This window comes from Chromobacterium alticapitis (genome assembly GCF_002924365.1).
In the GTDB taxonomy this organism is placed as follows: domain Bacteria; phylum Pseudomonadota; class Gammaproteobacteria; order Burkholderiales; family Chromobacteriaceae; genus Chromobacterium; species Chromobacterium alticapitis.
Map to the genome: position 1 here is coordinate 1 of NZ_PQWB01000063.1, position 18,624 is coordinate 18,624.

Below are 18,624 nucleotides of genomic sequence, written 5' to 3' on the forward strand. Positions count from 1 at the left end.
CGCGCACATGGCCCAGCGCCAGCCGATCTATCGCCAGCTTGCCGCGCCATAATTCCGCCGGCCTCCAGTCCAGCCGCAAAGACTCGATGTCCATGTCCTCGCCTGCCGTGCGCAGCCTGACATCTTTCAGCTCGAAGCCCTGCCACAGCGCGCCCTGGCTGGACGCCACGCTGAACTGCCCGCCGCTGAGCTTGCCCGCCTGCTGCAGCGCCCAGGCGAAGCCGGCCGGGCTGGCGCCTATCCAGCCCAGCGCGGCCAGCGCGAGCGCGAACAGCAGGGCCAGCGCGCCGCAGACGTAGCGCCAGCGGCGCGGTTTGCGGGGAGTCGGCGGCGTTTGCTCCGCCGCTTCGGTTTGAGGGGTTTGGTTCTCGCTCATGATGATCTAGAAGGCCAGGCCCAGGCTGAGGTTCCAGCGCAGCTTGCCGTCGCTCTCCGCCTTGGCGATATCGAAGGACAAGGGCGCCACCGGACTCATCCAGCGCACGCCCACGCCATTGGCGTGCACGGGTTGGAAACCCTGCCAGCTGTCGGCGACGTTGCCGGCGTCGGTGAACAGCGCGAAGTACCAGGCTGGCCGGATGGGAATCTGGTATTCAATGCTGCCGGTGGCCACCACGCGGCCGCCCAGCACCGAGCCATTGGGGCCGGCCAGGCCCAGGCTCTGGTAATCGTAGCCGCGCACGCTATTGGCGCCGCCGGCGCGGAACAGCAAGGCGGTCGGCACTTGCGCGCCCTCCTTGGCCCACACCTGGCCCAGCTCCAGCCGGCCCACCAGGGTGCCGTACTTGGGGAAGGGCGACCAGTAAGCCACCGCCCGGCCATAGGCCCGCACGATGGAGGTGGAGGAACCGAGCAGGCCCAGCGAGCCCGACAAGCGCCCATCCAGCAGATAGCCATCGCGCGGCCGCATCGGATCGTCCACCGCGCGCTGAGTCCAGCCGTACACCAGCTGGGTGACGTGGGTCTCGCGCGACTGCACGCCGCCGGCGTCCTCGCTTTCCTTCAAGAACTCCAGGCCCAGCCGCGATTCGATATTGCCGCGGCTGCGCAGGCGCCAGGCGCCGGCGTCCAGGGTATTGGTCTTCAGTCCCTGCACGTTCTCGGACTTGAAGGAACTGGTGATCGAATGCGAATAGCCGTCGCGCTGGCGCGGGAAGCCCAGGCCGAAGCTGAGCGATTGCTGATCGCGCTTCCAGTCCATCAGCATGGAGCCGGTGTAGCCACGCCGGAAGATATTGTAATGATCGTAGCCGAGACGCGCGCCCGGTCCGATGTCCGAGTCATAAGTCAGGCCCAGCTCCACCTTCTGCCGCGGCAGCTCCTTCACGTCCACCGTCACCGGCACCTTGTCGTCGACGATATGGTCGAAATCGGCGCTGACGATGACCGAAGAAAACTGCGGCGACTGCTCCAGCGCGGACTGATAGGACAGCAGCTTGTCCTGGCTGTAGGGCGAGCCGTTGTTGAAATCTGCCTGCCCGGTCACCAGCGGCCATGGATAGCGCTGCAGACCATTGACCTTGATCCGCCCGAAGCGGATCAGCGGACCGCTGTCCACCGTGACGTCCAGCGTAGCGCGATTGGTCGCCGGGTCTAGCCTGGCCTCGCTCTTGACGATGCGCGCCTTCGGAAAGCGGTCGGCCTGCGCCTTGCGCAGCACTGCGCGCTTGCTGGCCTCCCAATCCTCCTGCCGGTAAGGCGCGCCCAGCGGCAGCGCCCATGCTTCCAGCGCCTGGGCGAAGCGTTGCTGGTAGTCGTCCTGCTGGCGGATGGGACCGTCCAGGCGGATGGTGACGTCGGAAATCAGCGTAGCCGGACCCGGCTCCACCTTGAGCAGCACCCGCTTGCCGGCCTCCTGGCTGGCCTCGACGCGGGCATGGAAATAGCCCTCGGTCTCCAGCAGCTTTTTCGCCTCGTCCGGCGCGCCCTTGACCAAAGCGTCCAGCCAGGCCTGGTCGATATCCGGATCCTGCTGGCCGCTAGCCAGCTCCAGATTGTCGCGCAGCAACTGAGCCAGATTGCCCGGCGCCTGTATGTCCACCGTATAGTCCAGGCCGGCCAGCGCCGGCGCGGCCAGCAGCGTGGCGGCCAAAGCCAGCGGCCATCCCCAACGCGGGTTGCGACGCGGGCGGTTTGGCCGAAAGGTAGGAAAGAAGGCGCGTGGCATGGTAGGAATCATTTGGGAATGCTGCATGGTAACGGAAGTCGCCGGGGCTGGCGACAGCTTGCGCGCGTGCGGAATAAAGCCTGTCAGACAACGGCGGCGGCCTCATAGTTCATGGCTGGCCAAATGATGACAAATAGCTTAAATTTTCTGATCAGACAATCTCTGTGCCATCCGGGCCTATTCGCCCGCCGCGCGCTTAGCCAGGAATCCGCTCCATGCCGCATGCTTCCCGCCGCCTCGTCGAACCTGAACTTGCCCTGCTGCCGGGCTATGTCGCCGCGCTGGAGCGCCGCTGGACACCGGAATCCGACCACGATCCGGCCGGCGCGGACCGTCTGCTGGCCGCCATCAAGCGCGACGGCGCCGGCTTCATCTCCGCCTTGTCCAACCCGCAGGGCTTGGGCGAACCCATCGTGCTGGCAGACGGCAGCGCGGTGCCGCGCCTGCCTTGGCGGCGCTTTTGGATACTGGACGATGCCGGCGGCTATGCCGGCGAGCTGAATCTGCGCTGGCAGCGCGGCACATCCGAGCTGCCGCCGTACTGCTTGGGTCATGTCGGCTACGCCGTGCCGCCCTGGCATCGCGGCGCGGGCCTGGCCGCCGCCGCGCTGCGCGAGCTGACCCCCATCGCCCGCGCGCAGGGCCTCGCCTGGCTGGACATCGCCATGGCGACCGACAACCTCGCCTCCATCCGCTCCGCCGAAAATGCCGGCGCGCGGTGCGTCCACCAGTTCAATGCCGGCGCGGAACACGGCGATGCCGAAGCCTGGCTGTACCGGCTCGAATTGGATAGTCCATCATCAGCCTTTTAATGCTATTTTGATGCGAATGGCGGATTTCTCTGCGGGAAATTGATATGTCGATCGCTACAGTGCGGATTGTGGATGGACTTCAACAACCCGACCGGAGCGATACGCCATGTCCGCCTTGATCAACGAAACCAGCCTGCCGGCAGAACCGGAGCCTGGAAGCCGCAAGCGGCTGATGCATTTCCTGACCCACGAGCGCCGCTGCTGGCGCCGCCTGGCCTACTGGCTGAAGCAGTTTCAAACCGAAAATCGCGCGCCGCCGCGCTGCTACGCCTGGCGCCCCGCGCCGGACGAACACCCCGAAGACCACGAAGACCTGCTGCTGCACTGAATCCGCGCCATGCCGCGGGCGCAGCTCCCCGGCATGCCGCCGCGCGTTTCACCTCCGCCCCAGCAAGCCAGGCAAATCCGCCATGTCCGCAAACGTTTCCGTCGCGCCCGCCGCCGTCAGGCTGGCCTTCGGCGTGAGCGCGGCATAGCCCCATACCGTCATGCCGGCCGCCGCCCCGGCCCGAACTCCGGTAGGCGTATCTTCTATCACCAGACAGCGCGCGGGTTCTACCCCCTGGCTGCGCGCCGCATGCAGAAACACGTCCGGCGCAGGCTTGGGCAAAGCCACATCCTGCGCGCTATACAGCCGCCCCTCGCATAGCGGCAGCAAGCCGGTCAGGCCCAGCGTGGTCCGCATCTTGTCATGGCCGCCGTTGGAGGCCACGCAATACGGCAGCGGCAAGGCCTCCAGCATGTCCGGCACTCCGGGCACCGCAGCCAGCGACTGCCGCAGCGCCTCCTGGCTGCGCCGGCGGTAGTCGGCCTCGAAACCCGCAGGCGCCGCCGCGCCCAGCATATCCTCTATCTGCCGCAAACACTGCGCCATGGACAGGCCGACAAAATGCCTGAACATGTCGTCCAGCGTCACCGGCAGCCCCAGCTCGTTGAGCATGCGCGCAAAAACGGCGTTGGTGATGCGTTCGCTGTCCACCAGCACGCCATCGCAGTCAAAAATCACCAGCTCGAATCCCGGCATCGTTTACTTTCGGCAAAGCCAAATTATGCCAAACATATGGCAATGCAATCCGCCGGCAAGCCCTGCCGCCTGCCATCGTTACGTATTTGTTCTTAGTAAAACCATCTATGCTGAAGCAGGCCTGCGACCTCCCGCAGCCCCCCTCCGGCGACACGAGCATGTTCGACAGAAGCGACAAGGGCATCATGCTGAAGGCCATCATGGTGGCCGCCCCCATCCTGCTATGCATGGGCTTGTTGCCGCTGTTGTCCTTTTATATCGAAAAACTGGAGGAAAACGGCAGAGCCGAGATCGTGGAGTACATCGCCATCGCCCAAGCGGCGATGGAAGTGAAATTCGACGCGGCGGACTTGAATGGCTGGCAGACCGGCTACGCTTTCGACATCATCCGGAAAATTGAAGGCAGCACGCGCGACGACGCGATCGCCCGCTCCGAATTCCTGCGCTCTGCCGACAACTTCCGCCGCGACATCCAGACGCTGCGCGACATGCCGCTGGACGCCGAGCAGCGCAGCCAGTTGGACAGCGTGCAGCGCGATTTCAACGCTTTCATGGAGCTGGACCGCGACATCATCGCCCTGTATCGCTCAGGTGCGCCCGCCGCGCGGGACAAGGCCTCGCGCCTGGTCATGGGCGAGGAAATCCAAATCTTCACCCACATCTCGCAGAACACCAACGCCCTGGCCGTCTCCATCACGCTGGACCTGATGAAGAAAGTGGCGCAATCCAACTCCTACGGCATCGTCGCCCGCTGGATGATGCTGGTGATGTGGATAGTCGCCAGCGCCATGGCCATTCTGCTGGTGCGGCTGCTGCATAAGTGGCTGAGCCAGATGCGCGGCCTGATGCAGAAGCTGGAAGCGCTGGCCGGCACCGACGAGCTGACCCAGCTGCCCAACCGCCGCACCTGGGACATCCAGATCGAAATGATGCTGGCCACGGCCAAACGCTACGGCCAGCCCCTCGCCATCGCGCTGTTCGATCTGGATCATTTCAAGCAATTCAACGACACCTACGGCCACCCAGAGGGCGACCGGCTGCTGCGCGAAGTCTCCATCCTGATCAAATCCCGGATGCGGCAGTCTGATCTGTTCGCCCGTTTCGGCGGAGAGGAGTTCGTGCTGGCCCTGATGGACTGCGACCTGCCGCAGGCCGTCACCCGCATCGAGTCGCTGCGCCGCAATCTGCCGGACAACCAGAGTTTTTCCGTGGGCGTGACGCTGTGGCTGGAAGACGAACGCATCCACAACACCCTGGCCCGCGCGGACAAAGCGCTGTACCAGGCCAAGAACAGCGGACGGGATCAGGTGGCCAGCCTGCCGCCGCCCGCGCCGGGCTCCGCCCTATAGCGCGGGCAGCCCCGCAGTAGCTTGCCCGCGATCCAAGCCCCCCGCAGCCCCTCTCGACGGCCCGCTTCGTTGTTACTGCTCTGCCATCGCCTCTGCCAACCGCACCAGCGACGAAATCTGCCGATATACCATCGCCTCGCCCTCCGGCCAGGCGTGAAACCCGCTCAGCCACAACGGCGTCATCCCGGCGCGCGCCGCGCCCAACACGTCATTGCGCGGGTGGTCGCCCACATACCAGCACGCCGCCGCCTGCGCCCCCAGGGTCTGCGCCGCCTGATGGAAAATTTCAGCCGCCGGCTTCTTTATCCCGGCAGACTCCGAGCTGACAATCAGCTCGATGGCGGAAGCAAACGGCAAGCACGCCACCTTCTCCAGCCGGGTGCGATGGCTGCCGTTGGAAATCACGCCCGCGCGTACGCGGTTCTCCACGAGAAAAGCCATCGCAGCCTCCGCGCCCGGCATCGCCGCCGTGCAGACGGCGTTGTAGCGTTCCCAATGCCGCAGCAGCGCCTCCTGTTCTATCTCTTGCCGCCAGTCGATCTCGGTTTTCAGGCCATGGGAGACTGCCTGCTTGATCGAAACGAAGGGTGAGCCGGCCGGCAGATAACCGCCGTTGTCCTGGCGTTTGATCACTGCGGCAACCTGCATTGCGCCGCTGGAACGGATGGCATGGCCAAAGTCCCGCCAGAACCGCTCCACATAGAGGTCTATGCTGGCGTCGCGATGGACCAGGGTGTTGTCGAGGTCGAAAAAAACGGCTTGCGGCAGAGTCATGACAGAAGATGGCCCTTAGGTTGAGACGATGGCGCGCTCACACGGAGCAAGCTGGCATCCGACTAAGCACTAATACTCAAATTGGCTAAAGATGGACGATGTATTAATTCTTTTATCCTATAGTCCCAGGGCTGATTTTCAGCGCCGCCTCCATCCCACCCCGAGATAGCCTTCGAAGGAAAAAGTCATGGCCAATACCCTCACCATCACCGCTTGCGACAACGAGCTCGTACTGATCGCCTATACCGGCGCCAACAGCTACCAGATCGCCGACATCAAAAGCGGCAACAACGAGCCGGTCAACTTCACCATCAGCCTGCAATCCGGCCAATACACCGGCCCGCTCAACCTGAACGGCGTCACCGCCCCGCTGTCCGGCAACTACAACGTCTACCTGGCATCCGGCGCGTACACGCTGGTCGCCACCGGCATCAACTGGGGCGGCCCGCAAGCCTACGCCGTCAGCCTCAACGGCGTCGCGCTGAAGCCGGTGTACACCAACCCCGAAGTGGGCGTGGTGTGGGTCTCCTCCCCGGTGTCGCTGCAGCAGTAATCGCGCCAGCTCGACCTCGCTAGCGCCGCCGCACGGCGGCGCGGCTTGTCCATCAAGCCATCCCTCGCAACAAAATGGGCCTTGGCATAGCTTGGCGCTAAGCACCGCTAAGACCAACTTGCCGCCTTAAGCGGCAGCCTCTCCAGAAAACCCGCGCCACCCACCCCACCCAAATTCACCTTGCCCGACTCCGTGTCGCCATTTCAAATGGCGCCGCCTGGGATGCGGATGCGACGCCGGACCAGCTCCGATTGCGTACCGGCGGCCCCGCAAACTCTCAGCGTAGGAATCGTCTGCTGGTATCCGCTTTGGCAAACATGAAGTAAGCGAACGACACCGAGTAAAACACCAACCAATGCCCCGAAAAACCCCTCAATTCATTCGCGCGGTCTTGCGCATACTCGGCCCCACTTAGCTCGCGCACGAAATGTCCATGGCTTTGCAGAACATACTTTCCATCCCAGATTGCCGGACTACCTTGCTGCATCGAGACAAAAAACAAAATGAAATTGAGAATGGCATAAGCAGAAATCGCCATGCACACCCAGAAAACCCATGGAGGGAGCACCATCCGCAGCGCGGACATGCTAGGGGCGGAGCCAAAATCCTGCTTAAAAGACTGAACCATAGGGAAAAAAACGACAAATACCCCGAAATGCAAGTACCAAACCTGGGGATAATGATCCATGACACTTACTCCCATCAGGGAAAATGCATGTACTGCAAGGGATAGCATGAATCCTGACAGCGATAGTGAAGCAAGAAAATAGCGCATAGACATTTTATTCATAGCTACCAAGCAATTCTTATTTCAAACACCCTTGGCATGCTCTGCCGCAAAACATTCTCCACCCAAGCCGGCAAGCTGAGCCGCCGTCTGGAACAGCAGGCAAGCATCGGCGCTCCAGACATGCTCATCGTCTGACTGATACCCCCGCAGCCACAGCACTCCCTCGATGCGGCGCAGGTAAAAACCTTTGGGCACGGAGGGATCGTCGCACAACGCAGCGGAAGCCACGGTAAGCGACCCAAACGGCGCCTTTCCGCGCGTGGCCGACTGCCCGATAGCGCCTTCAGCCTGCTCCCGCCATCGCAAACGCAGATGCGGGCCAGTTTCCATAGGACACAAGCTCAGACCCAGCGCAGTGGCATGCTGAACGATGAGAGGCCAAGTGCCGCCCTGCGCCAGCCCCAACTCCGCAACAGACAAAGCCACGCAACGAATGTCCTCGACCTCTTTTTCGATTTCAAATCGGTCGTCGGCAAACAAGGTATGGGCAAGCGGGTTAATGCTGATCCCGCTTCTCTCCAGTTCCTCCAACAGCGCCGCCTTACTGATACCGCCTATCCGTATCAAATGCTCCACGCCCAGCATCGGTCCACTCTTTCTGGCAGCCATTTCTCCCCACATTTTCGCCGATAAAAATCCAAATATCATATCACCTGAGCAAAAAAACCTCCGGGTAAGTTCACTGGCTTGTTCTCTTTATTTCTCGGCGGCGATCAACTCGATGGCCGGCCTTCGAGTAGGTTGGCGCTGAGCGCAGCGAAGCCCAACGTCCACCGCGCCCTATTCCGGCTGCTGCATGACAACGCTTCCCCCGCCCAATCCGCAGGCAAGCACCCTTGCCTAACATAGCGATGGAAGCTGGAATACGGCCAATCCACCACCCGCTCCACATGGCCATGCTTGACCGGGTTGTAATGGATGTAATCGACATGCGCCTGCAGATCGGCCGCATCGCGGATCTGGTGCTCCCAATAGCGCCGTTGCCAGATGCCACGTTCCCGCTTACGTACGCGGCGGTCCCGGATACGTTCAACCTTGGGCAAGCTGCGCGAAAATGCCGCTTTGATCAGAGCCGTTCTTATCGCCGTAGTCAGCGTCGTCCTCCGGCAAGGCCCATATCGCATGGAAATGATCCGGCAACACCACCATGGCGACGATCTCAAAGGGATGGCGGTTCCGCATTTGGTGAACAACCTGCCGCAAAGCGTCGATATGGCGAGTCAGATAATCTTGTCGCCGATCCGCCAAGTTGACGGTGAAGAACCATGTGCCGCCTTCTGCTATTGAACGACGATAACGCATGAATTGCCTCCAGCACTTCCGCGGTAAACGTTCGGCTTCGCTACGCTCTGCGCCAACCTACACGCCAACGAATCCCAGGCCATCTTACCTAGCGTTGCCCCCTCTCCCCAACCCCTCCCCCGCGAGGGGAGAGGGGCTTGAACTAGGCGGAACCCCCGCGTTGCGCGGCTTCCACCCTACGAAATTCAATCACCATATCACCCCAAAAAACAAAAAGGGCAAGCCACTCAAGGCTTGCCCTTTCTTCGTACGATAGCGATCAAGCAAGATCGCTAATCAAACCAAGCTTACTTCTTGCGTTGCGGCGGCAAGTCCGTGCAGGTGCCATGCGCCACTTCCGCCGCCATGCCGATGGATTCGCCCATGGTCGGGTGCGGGTGGATGGTCTTGCCGATATCGGTCGCGTCGCAACCCATCTCGATCGCCAAGCACACTTCGCCTATCATATCGCCGGCGTGCGGGCCGACGATGCCGCCGCCGATGATCTGGTGGCTTTCGGCATCGAAGATCAGCTTGGTGAAGCCTTCGTCGCGGCCGTTGGCGATGGCGCGGCCGGAGGCGGCCCACGGGAACACGCCCTTCTCGATCTTCAGGCCTTGCTTCTTGGCTTCGTCCTCGGTCACGCCCACCCAGGCCACTTCCGGATCGGTGTAGGCCACGCCCGGAATCACGCGGGCGTCGAAGTAGGACTTCTGGCCGGCGCAGTTTTCCGCCGCCACGTGGCCTTCATGCACGCCCTTGTGCGCCAGCATGGGCTGGCCGACGATGTCGCCGATGGCGAAGATGTGCGGCACATTGGTGCGCTGCTGCTTGTCCACCTGGATGAAGCCGCGGTCGGTCACCGCGATGCCGGCGTTTTCCGCGCCGATCAGCTTGCCGTTCGGCGCGCGGCCGGTCGCGTACAACACCAGGTCGTAGCGTTGCGGCTCCTTCGGGGCTTGCGCGCCTTCGAAAGTCACCCACACGCCGTCTTCCTTAGGCTCCACGGCCACGGTCTTGGTGTTCAGCATGATGTTGTCGAAACGGTGGGCGTTCCACTTCTGCCATACCTTGACCAGGTCGCGGTCGGCGCCCTGCATCAGGCCGTCCAGCATTTCCACCACGTCCAGGCGCGCGCCCAGCGTGGAGTAGACGGTGCCCATTTCCAGGCCGATGATGCCGCCGCCGATGATCAGCATGCGGTCGGCCACGCCCTTCAGCTCCAGCGCGCCGGTGGAGTCCACCACGCGCGGGTCGTTCGGGATGAACGGCAGCTTCACCACGCGGGAGCCGGCGGCGATGATGGCGTTCTTGAACTTGACGATCTTCTTCTCGCCCGATTCTTCGCGGCCCTTGCCGGTGGTCACCGAGACTTCGATGTGGTGCGGGTCGATGAAGTGGCCGTTGCCGCGCACGATCTCCACCTTGCGCGCCTTGGCCATGCCGCCCAGGCCGCCGGTCAGCTTGGCGATGACCTTTTCCTTGTAGCCGCGCAGCATGTCGATGTCCACTTCCGGCTTGCCGAACTTGATGCCGTTGGCGGCCAGGTGGCTCACTTCGTCGATCACCGCGGCGTTGTGCAGCAGCGCCTTGGACGGGATGCAGCCCACGTTCAGGCACACGCCGCCCAGGGTGGCGTAACGCTCGACGATGACGACCTTCAGGCCCAGGTCGGCCGCGCGGAAGGCGGCGGAGTAACCGCCGGGGCCGCCGCCCAGCACCATCACGTCGCACTCGATGTCCGCGCCGCCGCTATGGCTGGCGGCCACCGGAGCCGCTTGCGGGGCGAAGCCGGCCTGGGTGGTGGCGGAGGCGACGCCGGTGGTTTCCACCGGCTTCGGGGCGGCCGGAGCCGCGGCGGCTGCGCCGGCGGCCTCCAGCACCACGATCAAGTCGCCTTCGGACACTTTGCTGCCCACGGCGACGCGCACTTCCTTGACGGTGCCGGCGGCTTCGGCCGGCACTTCCATGGTGGCTTTGTCGGTTTCCAGCGTGATCAGGCTGGCTTCTTTTTCGATCACATCGCCCGGCTTGACGAACACTTCGATCACGTCCACGTTGCTGTGGCCGCCGATGTCCGGGACTTTCAATTCGATCAGATTGCTCATGGTTTTCCATCCGCAATATTGGGAGGCCGGCGCGGGGCCGGCCGCCTCGAGTCTGGGCTTGATTCCGTAGGGCGGAAGCCCGCCAAGCGGGCGTTCCGCCTATATCCTGCGACAGAAGGCGGAACGCCCCGAAGGGGCTTCCGCCCTACCATTACAGGATCAGACGGCGCACGTCCGACAGCAGCTTGCCCAGGTGCACGGTGAAGCGCGCGGCGGCCGCGCCGTCGATCACGCGGTGATCGAAGGACAGGCTCAGCGGGCACATCAGGCGCGGCGCGAATTCCTTGCCGTTCCACACCGGCTTGATCTGCGACTTGCAGACGCCGAGGATGGCCACTTCCGGCGCGTTGACGATAGGCGTGAAGCTGGTGCCGCCGATGCCGCCGAGGGACGAGATGGTGAAGGTCGCGCCTTGCATGTCGGTCGGCTTCAGCTTGCCTTCGCGGGCCAGCTTGGACAGATCGGTCAGTTCCTGCGCGATCTGGCGCAGGCCCTTCTTGTCCGCGTCCTTGATCACCGGCACTACCAGGCCGTTAGGCGTGTCGGCGGCGAAGCCGATGTGGTAGTACTGCTTCAGCACCAGGTTGTCGCCGTCCAGCGAGCTGTTGAAGGTCGGGAAGGCCTTCAACGCTTCGGCGGCGGCCTTGATGATGAAGGCCAGCGGGCTGATCTTCAGGCCGGACTTTTCCCATTCCTTGCCCACGGTCTTGCGGAAGTCTTCCAGTTCGGTGATGTCGCACTCGTCGTTGAACGTGACGTGCGGGATCATCACCCAGTTGCGCGACAGGTTGGCGCCGGAAATCTTCTGGATGCGGGACAGCGGCTTGGTTTCGATCGGGCCGAACTTGGCGAAGTCCACCTTCGGCCACGGCAGCAGGTCCAGGCCCACGCCGGAGCCTGCCGGCGCGGCGGCCGGGGCCAGCGCGGCCGGGTTCTGCATCACGCCCTTGACGAAGGCTTTGACGTCGTCTTCGGTGATGCGGCCCTTGCGGCCATTGCCCTTGACCTTGCCCAGGTCCACGCCCAGCTCGCGCGCCAGACGGCGCACGGACGGGCCGGCATGGGCCTTGGAGAAGGCGATTTCGTCGATGGCGGCGGACACGGCAGCGGCGACCGAGGCCACGGCCGGCGCGGCGGCAACCGGAGCCGGAGCGGCCGGAGCGGCTGCCGGAGCCGGCGCAGCGGCAGCAACCGGGGCGGAAGCGGCGACAGCGCCCTCTACCACCACGATCAGGTCGCCTTCGCTGACCTTGTCGCCCACCTTGATCTTCACTTCCACCACCTTGCCAGCGGCGGTGGCCGGCACTTCCATGGTGGCCTTGTCGGTTTCCAGCGTGATCAGGCTGTCGTCGATGGCGATCTGGTCACCGACCTTGACAGTCACTTCGATCACGTCGACACCGCTATGGCCGCCGATGTCCGGCACGCGGATTTCGCTGCGGCCGGAAGCCGCTGCCGCGGCCGGGGCAGCGGCCGGAGCCGCGGCAACAGGAGCCGGTGCCGCAGCAGGCGCGGCGGCGGGAGCAGCAGCCGGGGCCGGAGCGGACGCGGCGGCGCCCACTTCCAGGATGGCGATCACGTCGCCTTCGGAAATCTTGCCGCCCACGGCGACTTTCACTTCCTTGATCACGCCGGCGGCTTCGGCCGGCACTTCCATGGTGGCCTTGTCGGTTTCCAGGGTGATCAGGGAGTCGTCCACGGACACGGTCTGGCCCGGGGCGATGAATACTTCGATGATGTCTACATTGCTGTGCCCGCCGATGTCGGGCACTTTCAGTTCGATCAGATTGCTCATGAGCTTTCCATTCGTAGGGCGGAAGCCCCTCTCGGGGCATTCCGCCGGATATCCGCTACAGATTCGCTTGCCGAAGACAAGGCGGAACGCCCCTGCTCATGCAGGGGCTTCCGCCCTACCCTTACACTTTCCAGCTCGGCAGCTTGTCGGTCTTGATGCCGTACTTGGCGATGGCCTCGGCCACCTTGGCGCCTTCGATCTTGCCGTCGCGGGCCAGGGCCGACAGGGCGGCCAGCGCCACGTGGTAGCGATCGACTTCGAAGAAGGAGCGCAGGTTGGCGCGGCTGTCCGAGCGGCCGAAACCGTCGGTGCCCAGCACGACGTAGCGGCCCGGCACGTAGGCGCGGATCTGGTCGGCGTAGTTGCGGATGTAGTCGGTTGCGGCAACCACCGGGCCGGAGCGGCCGGCCAGCTGCTGCTCGACGTAGGAGGAACGGGCCTCGGCAGTCGGGTTCAGCAGGTTGTGGCGCTCGGCTTCCATGCCATCGCGGCGCAGCTGGTTGAAGGAGGTCACGCTCCAGATGTCGGCGCCGATGCCGAAGTCGTTCTTCAGCAGCTCGGCCGCAGCCATCACTTCGCGCAGGATGGTGCCGGAACCCATCAGCTGAACCTTGACCTTGGCGTCGCCGCCGTCCTGCAGCAGGTACATGCCCTTCAGGATGCCCTCTTCCGCGCCTGCCGGCATGGCCGGGTGGGCGTAGTTTTCGTTCATCAGGGTCAGGTAGTAGAAGACGTCTTCCTGTTCCGCGTACATGCGGCGCAGGCCGTCCTGCACGATCACCGCCAGCTCGTAGGCGAAGGTCGGGTCGTAGCTGATGCAGTTCGGGATCAGGCCGGCCTGGATGTGGCTGTGGCCGTCTTCATGCTGCAGGCCTTCGCCGTTCAGCGTGGTGCGGCCGGCGGTGCCGCCCAGCAGGAAGCCGCGGGCGCGCATGTCGCCTGCCGCCCAGGCCAGGTCGCCGATGCGCTGGAAGCCGAACATCGAGTAGTAGATGTAGAACGGAATCATCGGCTGGCTGCTGTTGGCGTAGCTGGTCGCCGCGGCGATCCAGTCGGCCATGGCGCCCGGCTCGTTGATGCCTTCCTGCAGGATCTGGCCGTCCTTGGATTCCTTGTAGAACATCAGCTGGTCGGCGTCCTGCGGCACGTAGTTCTGACCCTGGGTGGACCAGATGCCGTACTGGCGGAACATGCCTTCCATGCCGAAGGTGCGGGACTCGTCCGGCACGATGGGCACAATGCGCTTGCCGATGTTCTTGTCCTTCAGCAGCGTGCCCAGCATGCGCACGAAGGCCATGGTGGTGGAGTACTCGCGCTCGCCGGACGATTGCAGCTGGCCGTCGAACACGGACAGCGGCGGCACTTCCAGCACGGTATTCACCGGCTTGCGCGCCGGCAGGTAGCCGCCAAGCTGGGCGCGGCGTTCGCGCATGTACTTCATTTCCGGGCTGTCTTCCGACGGCAGGTAGTACGGCACGTTCGGCAGCTCTTCATCGGACACCGGAATGCCGAAGCGGTCGCGGAATTTGCGCAGGCTGTCCAGGTCCATCTTCTTGGCCTGGTGAGCGATGTTCATCGCCTCGCCGGACGCGCCCATGCCGTAACCCTTGATGGTCTTGGCCAGGATCACGGTCGGACGGCCGTTGGCGTTGTGGGTGGCTTCGTGGTAAGCCGCGTACACCTTGTGCGGGTCGTGGCCGCCGCGGTTGAGATTCCAGATCTCTTCGTCGGACATATTGGCCACCATTTCGCGCAGCTCCGGGTACTTGCCGAAGAAGTGTTCGCGAACGTAAGCGCCGTCCTTGGACTTGAAGGTCTGGTAGTCGCCGTCCACGCACTCGTCCATGCGCTTCTTCAGCAGGCCCTTGGTGTCCATGGCCAACAGCGGGTCCCAACGGGAGCCCCAGATCACTTTCAGCACGTTCCAGCCGGAACCGCGGAAGTCGCCTTCCAGTTCCTGAATGATCTTGCCGTTGCCGCGCACCGGGCCGTCCAGGCGCTGCAGGTTGCAGTTGATCACGAACACCAGGTTGTCCAGGCCTTCGCGGGCGGCCATGGCGATGGCGCCCAGCGATTCCGGCTCGTCCATTTCGCCGTCGCCGCAGAAGCACCACACCTTGCGGCCCATGGTCTTGGCCAGGCCGCGGCTTTCCAGGTACTTCAGGAAGCGGGCTTGGTAGATGGCCATCAGCGGGCCCAGGCCCATGGATACGGTCGGGAACTGCCAGAAGTCCTTCATCAACCACGGGTGCGGGTAGGAGGACAGGCCTTGGCCGTCCACTTCCTGGCGGAAGTTATCCATTTGCTCGGCGTTCAGGCGGCCTTCCATGAAGGCGCGAGCGTACACGCCCGGCGCGATGTGGCCCTGGAAGTAGATCAGGTCACCGTCTTGGTTTTCATTCTGGGCGCGCCAGAAATGGTTGAAACCGACGTCGTACAGCGTGGCGGAGGATTGGAAGGACGCGATGTGGCCGCCCAGCTCCAGATCCTTCTTGCCGGCGCGCAGCACCATGGCGGCGGCGTTCCAGCGGTTGATCGAGCGGATGCGGTGCTCCATCTCGTGGTTGCCCGGCGACTTGGTTTCTTTGCCGACCGGGATGGTGTTCTGGTATGCGGTGGTAGCGTCGAAAGGCAGGTGGGCGCCGCGGCGGCGGGTCCGCTCAACCATCTTTTCCAGCAGGAAGTGCGCGCGTTCTGCGCCTTCGTTGTCCAGCACCGATTCCAGCGCCTCAGTCCACTCCTGGGTTTCCAACGGATCGATATCGTCAGGGAAAATTGCAGCCATTTCTGGTCCTCACAGCAGGTGATATCGGGGACCGCGTCATGCTGGCCGGTCCCGCATTTATGCTATTGGCTCGCAAGCGAGCCAAATATTTGATTTAAGATTATAAACGAACAGATTCGCAAATAAAAATGTTCATTTGTGAATTGATACAGCGAGACTAAGCCAGTGTACGTCTGGATGGATTCGCAAAGGAATAGCTGCCACGGCTTATGACAGCTTGAGACAGGAAAAAGATTCGATGGTGCGACGCATCATGTTGTTTTTTTGCGATTATTCGATCAAATTTGAAACATTTGTTTCAATTGCGCTCAGCCTTGCGCTCGTCCTTGGCCAGCGGCGCCACTTCGCGCAAACGCGCCTCCACCATGGAGCGCAAGTAGAAGTCGTCTCCCTTGGCCTTGCTGGCTAGCTGGAACTGCTCCTGCGCCGCGCCATAACGTTGTTCGTAATAGAACGCATTGCCCAAGGCGGCGTGGTAGCGCAGCGGATCCTGGTCGGCATACAGCTTGGCCTGGCGGCGGTACAGCGCCGGATCGTCGCGCTTGCCGTCCAGCATTTGGCGCAGCAGCGTTTGCGCGGTCTTGCCGTCATTGCTGTCCAACGCCACGTCCAGCCGCGCCAGTTGCAAAGACTCGCTGCGCGGGAAAACGGCCAGGCCGGCATTCGCCGCTTTACTCGCGGCCGCCCAATCGCGGCCATCGCGCGCGATCTCCGCCTCCAGGCCGTACAGCATGGGGTGGTCCGGCAGCTTGGCCCGCGCCTTGGCCAAGGCTTCCGCCGCCGCGGCGCGGTCGTGTTGCAGCAGCCGGGCCCGCGCCAACCCGTACCAGCTGGCGCCTTCATTCAGGTACAGGCCGCGCGCCAGCGTGCTGTTGTAATACGCCGCCGCCTCTTCCGGCGTCATGGTCAGCACGCGCAGCTTCTCGCGCACCAGCAGGTAATCGATGCTGTCCGCGCGCATCTTGACCGGGTAGCTCAAGGCGCGGTTTTCCGCTTCGCTGATGCGCTCCACCGTCACCGGGTGGGTGCGCAGGAAGGCGTAGGCGGCGTTGTCGCTGTAACGGCTGGCCTGGTCCAGCCGCTGGAAGAAGGCAGCCATATTGCGCACGTCGAAACCGGCCGCCGCCATGTATTGCATGCCCACGCGGTCCGCCTCGCGTTCGAAATCGCGCGAAAACGCCAGTTGCCGCGAAATGGACAGGCCCATGCCGGCCGACACCGCGCCCATCGCGCCCTCGCCGCTGCCGGCCTTGGCCGCCAGGGCGGCAGCGACAATGGTGCCCAGCAGCAGCAAGGGGCTGGTGGCGCTGTTGGCCGCCTGCATGCGCGCGATGTGGCGCTGGGCGACGTGGGCGGTTTCGTGGCCCAGCACGCCGGCCAGTTCGCCCTCGCTCTGGGTGGCCAGCAATAGCCCGATATTGACTCCGACGTAGCCGCCGGGCATGGCGAAGGCATTGATGCCGGGATCGGCCACGCAGAAATAAGTGAAATGCACGCCGGGCACCGCGGCGGCGGCGGCCAGGCGGCCGCCAATGTCGTTGAGATAGGCATTGACCTCGGCGTCGTCCAGCACATCGCCGCCCTCGCGCATCGCGCGCAAGGCGTTGCGGCCTATGCGCGCCTCGTCGGACAAGGAAAGGGAGGCGTCCGAAACCTCGCCCAGATCGGGCAAGTCGGCGCGAACGGACAGCGGCTGCGCCAGCGTCGAGGCCAGCAGCGCGCACAACAGGCTACGTTTCATCATGGGGCTTATGATAGTCCCGTTGCGATGAAAGTTGCATGCGGCAAGTTGCGCGCATTGCTAAACATTTGTTGGGCGCGCTGTCCATGACGTGCGGATTCCAGCTAGACTCGAAACCCTCCACGTCCACAGCAGGAACCGCCGCCATGCCCACCCTGCCCGCCGCCCCCCCGCGCCTGACCCACAGCCAAGGCCGCGCCGCCTTCGGCGTCTACCAGGGCGTGGTGGAGGATCTGAGCTGGGCCGCACTGGCCCTGACGCCGCGGCAGCGGCTGACGCGAAAATTGCACCACAAGCGCTGGCAATACGCCGCGCTGGCCCATCGCGACTTTTTCATAGGCTTCGCCATCGTCGACGTCGGCTGGACCGGCGCCGCCTTCGCCTATCTATTCGACCGCAAACAAGGAAGCGTGGCCGCCGCCGCCAGCGCCAGCGGCTTGCCGGGCCTGGGCGCCCAGGTGCAGGACCGGGTGTTCGGCGACGCGCGCTTCAAGCTGCCGGGCCATGACTTCCGCTTCCGCCGCGACAGCGACGCGCTGCGGCTCACGCTGGACAGCCGCGCGCTGGCCCTGGACGCCGAAGTCAACTTGGTCGACGCGCCGCCGGTGCTCGCGTCCGTCGCGCCGGCCAACTACCTGGCCCACAGCACGCACAAAAGCAGCGGCCTGCCGGTGAGCGGCGAGGCGCGCTGCGCCGCCGGCCGCTTCGACCTGGCCGACGCGGTGGCCTCGCTCGACTACTCCAACGGCCTGCTGGCGCGGGAAACCAGCTGGCGCTGGGCCAGCGCTCATGGCCTGGACATGGGCTTCAATCTGCAGCAGGGCTTCATGGGCGAGGCGGAGAACGCGGTATGGCTGAACGGCCGGCTGTGGCGCGTCGGCGCGGCCGCTTTCGACTATCGGGCCGACGACCCGCTCGCTCCCTGGCGCGTCAGTACGGCGGACGGCCTGGTGGACCTGGCCTTCATCCCGGAAGGCGCGCGGCGCGAGGACAAGAACCTGCTGATCGCCGCCAGCCGCTACGTGCAGCCCATAGGCCGCTTCAACGGCGCGCTAATCGATCCAGACACTGGCCAACGCCACGCCGTGCGCGATCTGGTCGGCGTCACCGAGGACCATCTGTCGCGCTGGTAAAGCGCGCCGCATTGCAGGACAAGACATGCTGTTGCTGTTGAAATTACTGCTGGTGCCCGCGTTGATCTGGCTGATCAGCCTGGCGGCGAAGAAATGGGGCCCGGGCGTGGCTGGCGCGCTGGCCGGCTTTCCGGTGATCACCGGCTCCATCCTATTCATCCTGAGCCTGGAACATGAAGCGGCCTTCGTGCGCGAGGCGTCGCTGGCCGCCGCGCTAGGCACCAGCGCCAACCTCGTCTTCGGCATCGCCTACAGCTGGGCGGCTCGCCGCTCGCGCTGGCCGCTATGCCTGGCCGCCGGCCTGCTGGCCTA

At 64.0% G+C, this 18,624-nt stretch carries 16 protein-coding genes and 1 pseudogene; 6 read left to right on the plus strand and 11 right to left on the minus strand.

Features of this window, described 5'->3' with window-relative positions:
- On the minus strand, positions 1-376 hold a 376-nt coding region (locus tag C2I19_RS14320; protein WP_146056820.1), incomplete at its 3' end, for a hypothetical protein.
- Between the two features lie 6 nt (positions 377-382).
- Positions 383-2,167 carry an autotransporter assembly complex protein TamA gene (locus tag C2I19_RS14325; protein WP_103903374.1) on the minus strand — a complete coding sequence of 595 codons (1,785 nt, stop codon included), beginning with the start codon at positions 2,165-2,167 and terminating at the stop codon, positions 383-385.
- A 215-nt stretch (positions 2,168-2,382) separates the two neighbouring features.
- Here C2I19_RS14325 and C2I19_RS14330 point away from each other — a divergent pair, with 215 nt between their 5' ends.
- Positions 2,383-2,979, plus strand: coding sequence for a GNAT family N-acetyltransferase (locus C2I19_RS14330; RefSeq protein ID WP_103903375.1), 597 nt, complete (start codon positions 2,383-2,385; stop codon positions 2,977-2,979).
- Positions 2,980-3,085: 106 nt separating this feature from the next.
- Positions 3,086-3,307: a hypothetical protein gene (locus tag C2I19_RS14335; RefSeq protein WP_103903376.1), complete on the plus strand. Its 222-nt coding sequence runs from the start codon at positions 3,086-3,088 to the stop codon at positions 3,305-3,307.
- A 48-nt stretch (positions 3,308-3,355) separates the two neighbouring features.
- On the opposite strand, the gene C2I19_RS14340 is transcribed toward C2I19_RS14335, so the two are convergent.
- Positions 3,356-4,003 (minus strand): HAD family hydrolase, encoded by a 648-nt coding sequence (locus C2I19_RS14340; RefSeq protein WP_103903377.1) that lies wholly within the window; start codon positions 4,001-4,003, stop codon positions 3,356-3,358.
- A 158-nt stretch (positions 4,004-4,161) separates the two neighbouring features.
- On the opposite strand from C2I19_RS14340, the gene C2I19_RS14345 reads away from it, so the two are divergent.
- The gene (locus C2I19_RS14345; protein WP_158253715.1) at positions 4,162-5,352 is read left to right on the plus strand and encodes a GGDEF domain-containing protein; all 1,191 of its coding nucleotides are present in this window, start codon (positions 4,162-4,164) and stop codon (positions 5,350-5,352) included.
- A gap of 72 nt (positions 5,353-5,424) precedes the next feature.
- Here C2I19_RS14345 and C2I19_RS14350 read toward each other — a convergent pair whose 3' ends face one another.
- Positions 5,425-6,126: an HAD family hydrolase gene (locus C2I19_RS14350; RefSeq protein WP_103903379.1), complete on the minus strand. Its 702-nt coding sequence runs from the start codon at positions 6,124-6,126 to the stop codon at positions 5,425-5,427.
- A 187-nt stretch (positions 6,127-6,313) separates the two neighbouring features.
- On the opposite strand from C2I19_RS14350, the gene C2I19_RS14355 reads away from it, so the two are divergent.
- Positions 6,314-6,679, plus strand: coding sequence for a hypothetical protein (locus tag C2I19_RS14355; RefSeq protein ID WP_103903380.1), 366 nt, complete (start codon positions 6,314-6,316; stop codon positions 6,677-6,679).
- A 277-nt stretch (positions 6,680-6,956) separates the two neighbouring features.
- Here C2I19_RS14355 and C2I19_RS14360 read toward each other — a convergent pair whose 3' ends face one another.
- From C2I19_RS14360 to C2I19_RS14390, 7 genes and pseudogenes are all read right to left on the minus strand, one after another.
- Complete coding sequence (locus tag C2I19_RS14360) at positions 6,957-7,367, minus strand: hypothetical protein (protein WP_146056821.1); 411 nt, start codon at positions 7,365-7,367, stop codon at positions 6,957-6,959.
- A 123-nt stretch (positions 7,368-7,490) separates the two neighbouring features.
- On the minus strand, positions 7,491-8,054 hold the full coding sequence (locus C2I19_RS14365) for a helicase (protein ID WP_146056822.1): 564 nt from the start codon (positions 8,052-8,054) through the stop codon (positions 7,491-7,493).
- Between the two features lie 128 nt (positions 8,055-8,182).
- Positions 8,183-8,771, minus strand: a pseudogene (locus tag C2I19_RS14370) (REP-associated tyrosine transposase).
- Positions 8,772-9,058: 287 nt separating this feature from the next.
- Positions 9,059-10,858, minus strand: a complete 1,800-nt coding sequence (lpdA, locus tag C2I19_RS14375) for a dihydrolipoyl dehydrogenase (RefSeq protein ID WP_103903383.1) — start codon at positions 10,856-10,858, stop codon at positions 9,059-9,061.
- Positions 10,859-11,009: 151 nt separating this feature from the next.
- A complete protein-coding gene (gene aceF, locus C2I19_RS14380) occupies positions 11,010-12,653 on the minus strand; it encodes a dihydrolipoyllysine-residue acetyltransferase (protein WP_103903384.1) in 1,644 nt (547 codons plus the stop codon).
- A gap of 121 nt (positions 12,654-12,774) precedes the next feature.
- Entirely contained in the window at positions 12,775-15,438 is a 2,664-nt protein-coding gene (aceE, locus tag C2I19_RS14385) for a pyruvate dehydrogenase (acetyl-transferring), homodimeric type (RefSeq protein WP_103903385.1), read from the minus strand.
- Between the two features lie 298 nt (positions 15,439-15,736).
- Positions 15,737-17,182, minus strand: a complete 1,446-nt coding sequence (locus C2I19_RS14390; protein WP_233201209.1) for a M48 family metallopeptidase — start codon at positions 17,180-17,182, stop codon at positions 15,737-15,739.
- A gap of 143 nt (positions 17,183-17,325) precedes the next feature.
- On the opposite strand from C2I19_RS14390, the gene C2I19_RS14395 reads away from it, so the two are divergent.
- Together C2I19_RS14395 and C2I19_RS22025 are read left to right on the plus strand one after the other, a co-directional pair.
- A complete protein-coding gene (locus C2I19_RS14395) occupies positions 17,326-18,312 on the plus strand; it encodes a DUF2804 domain-containing protein (RefSeq protein WP_233201210.1) in 987 nt (328 codons plus the stop codon).
- Between the two features lie 25 nt (positions 18,313-18,337).
- Positions 18,338-18,624, plus strand: a 287-nt coding sequence (locus C2I19_RS22025) for a hypothetical protein (RefSeq protein WP_199181193.1), incomplete at its 3' end; no start/stop codon positions are given.

Excerpts from the sequence above, each read along its gene's own strand:
- C2I19_RS14350 (WP_103903379.1), bottom strand. The coding sequence starts at position 6,126 with ATGACTCTGCCGCAAGCCGTTTTTTTCGACCTCGACAACACCCTGGTC.
- C2I19_RS14345 (WP_158253715.1), top strand. The coding sequence starts at position 4,162 with ATGTTCGACAGAAGCGACAAGGGCATCATGCTGAAGGCCATCATGGTG.
- C2I19_RS14335 (WP_103903376.1), top strand. The coding sequence starts at position 3,086 with ATGTCCGCCTTGATCAACGAAACCAGCCTGCCGGCAGAACCGGAGCCT.
- C2I19_RS14325 (WP_103903374.1), bottom strand. The coding sequence starts at position 2,167 with ATGCCACGCGCCTTCTTTCCTACCTTTCGGCCAAACCGCCCGCGTCGC.
- C2I19_RS14340 (WP_103903377.1), bottom strand. The coding sequence starts at position 4,003 with ATGCCGGGATTCGAGCTGGTGATTTTTGACTGCGATGGCGTGCTGGTG.
- C2I19_RS14360 (WP_146056821.1), bottom strand. The coding sequence starts at position 7,367 with ATGGATCATTATCCCCAGGTTTGGTACTTGCATTTCGGGGTATTTGTC.
- C2I19_RS14390 (WP_233201209.1), bottom strand. The coding sequence starts at position 17,182 with ATGATGAAACGTAGCCTGTTGTGCGCGCTGCTGGCCTCGACGCTGGCG.
- C2I19_RS14395 (WP_233201210.1), top strand. The coding sequence starts at position 17,326 with ATGCCCACCCTGCCCGCCGCCCCCCCGCGCCTGACCCACAGCCAAGGC.
- aceF (WP_103903384.1), bottom strand. The coding sequence starts at position 12,653 with ATGAGCAATCTGATCGAACTGAAAGTGCCCGACATCGGCGGGCACAGC.
- lpdA (WP_103903383.1), bottom strand. The coding sequence starts at position 10,858 with ATGAGCAATCTGATCGAATTGAAAGTCCCGGACATCGGCGGCCACAGC.
- C2I19_RS14330 (WP_103903375.1), top strand. The coding sequence starts at position 2,383 with ATGCCGCATGCTTCCCGCCGCCTCGTCGAACCTGAACTTGCCCTGCTG.
- C2I19_RS14365 (WP_146056822.1), bottom strand. The coding sequence starts at position 8,054 with ATGCTGGGCGTGGAGCATTTGATACGGATAGGCGGTATCAGTAAGGCG.
- aceE (WP_103903385.1), bottom strand. The coding sequence starts at position 15,438 with ATGGCTGCAATTTTCCCTGACGATATCGATCCGTTGGAAACCCAGGAG.
- C2I19_RS14355 (WP_103903380.1), top strand. The coding sequence starts at position 6,314 with ATGGCCAATACCCTCACCATCACCGCTTGCGACAACGAGCTCGTACTG.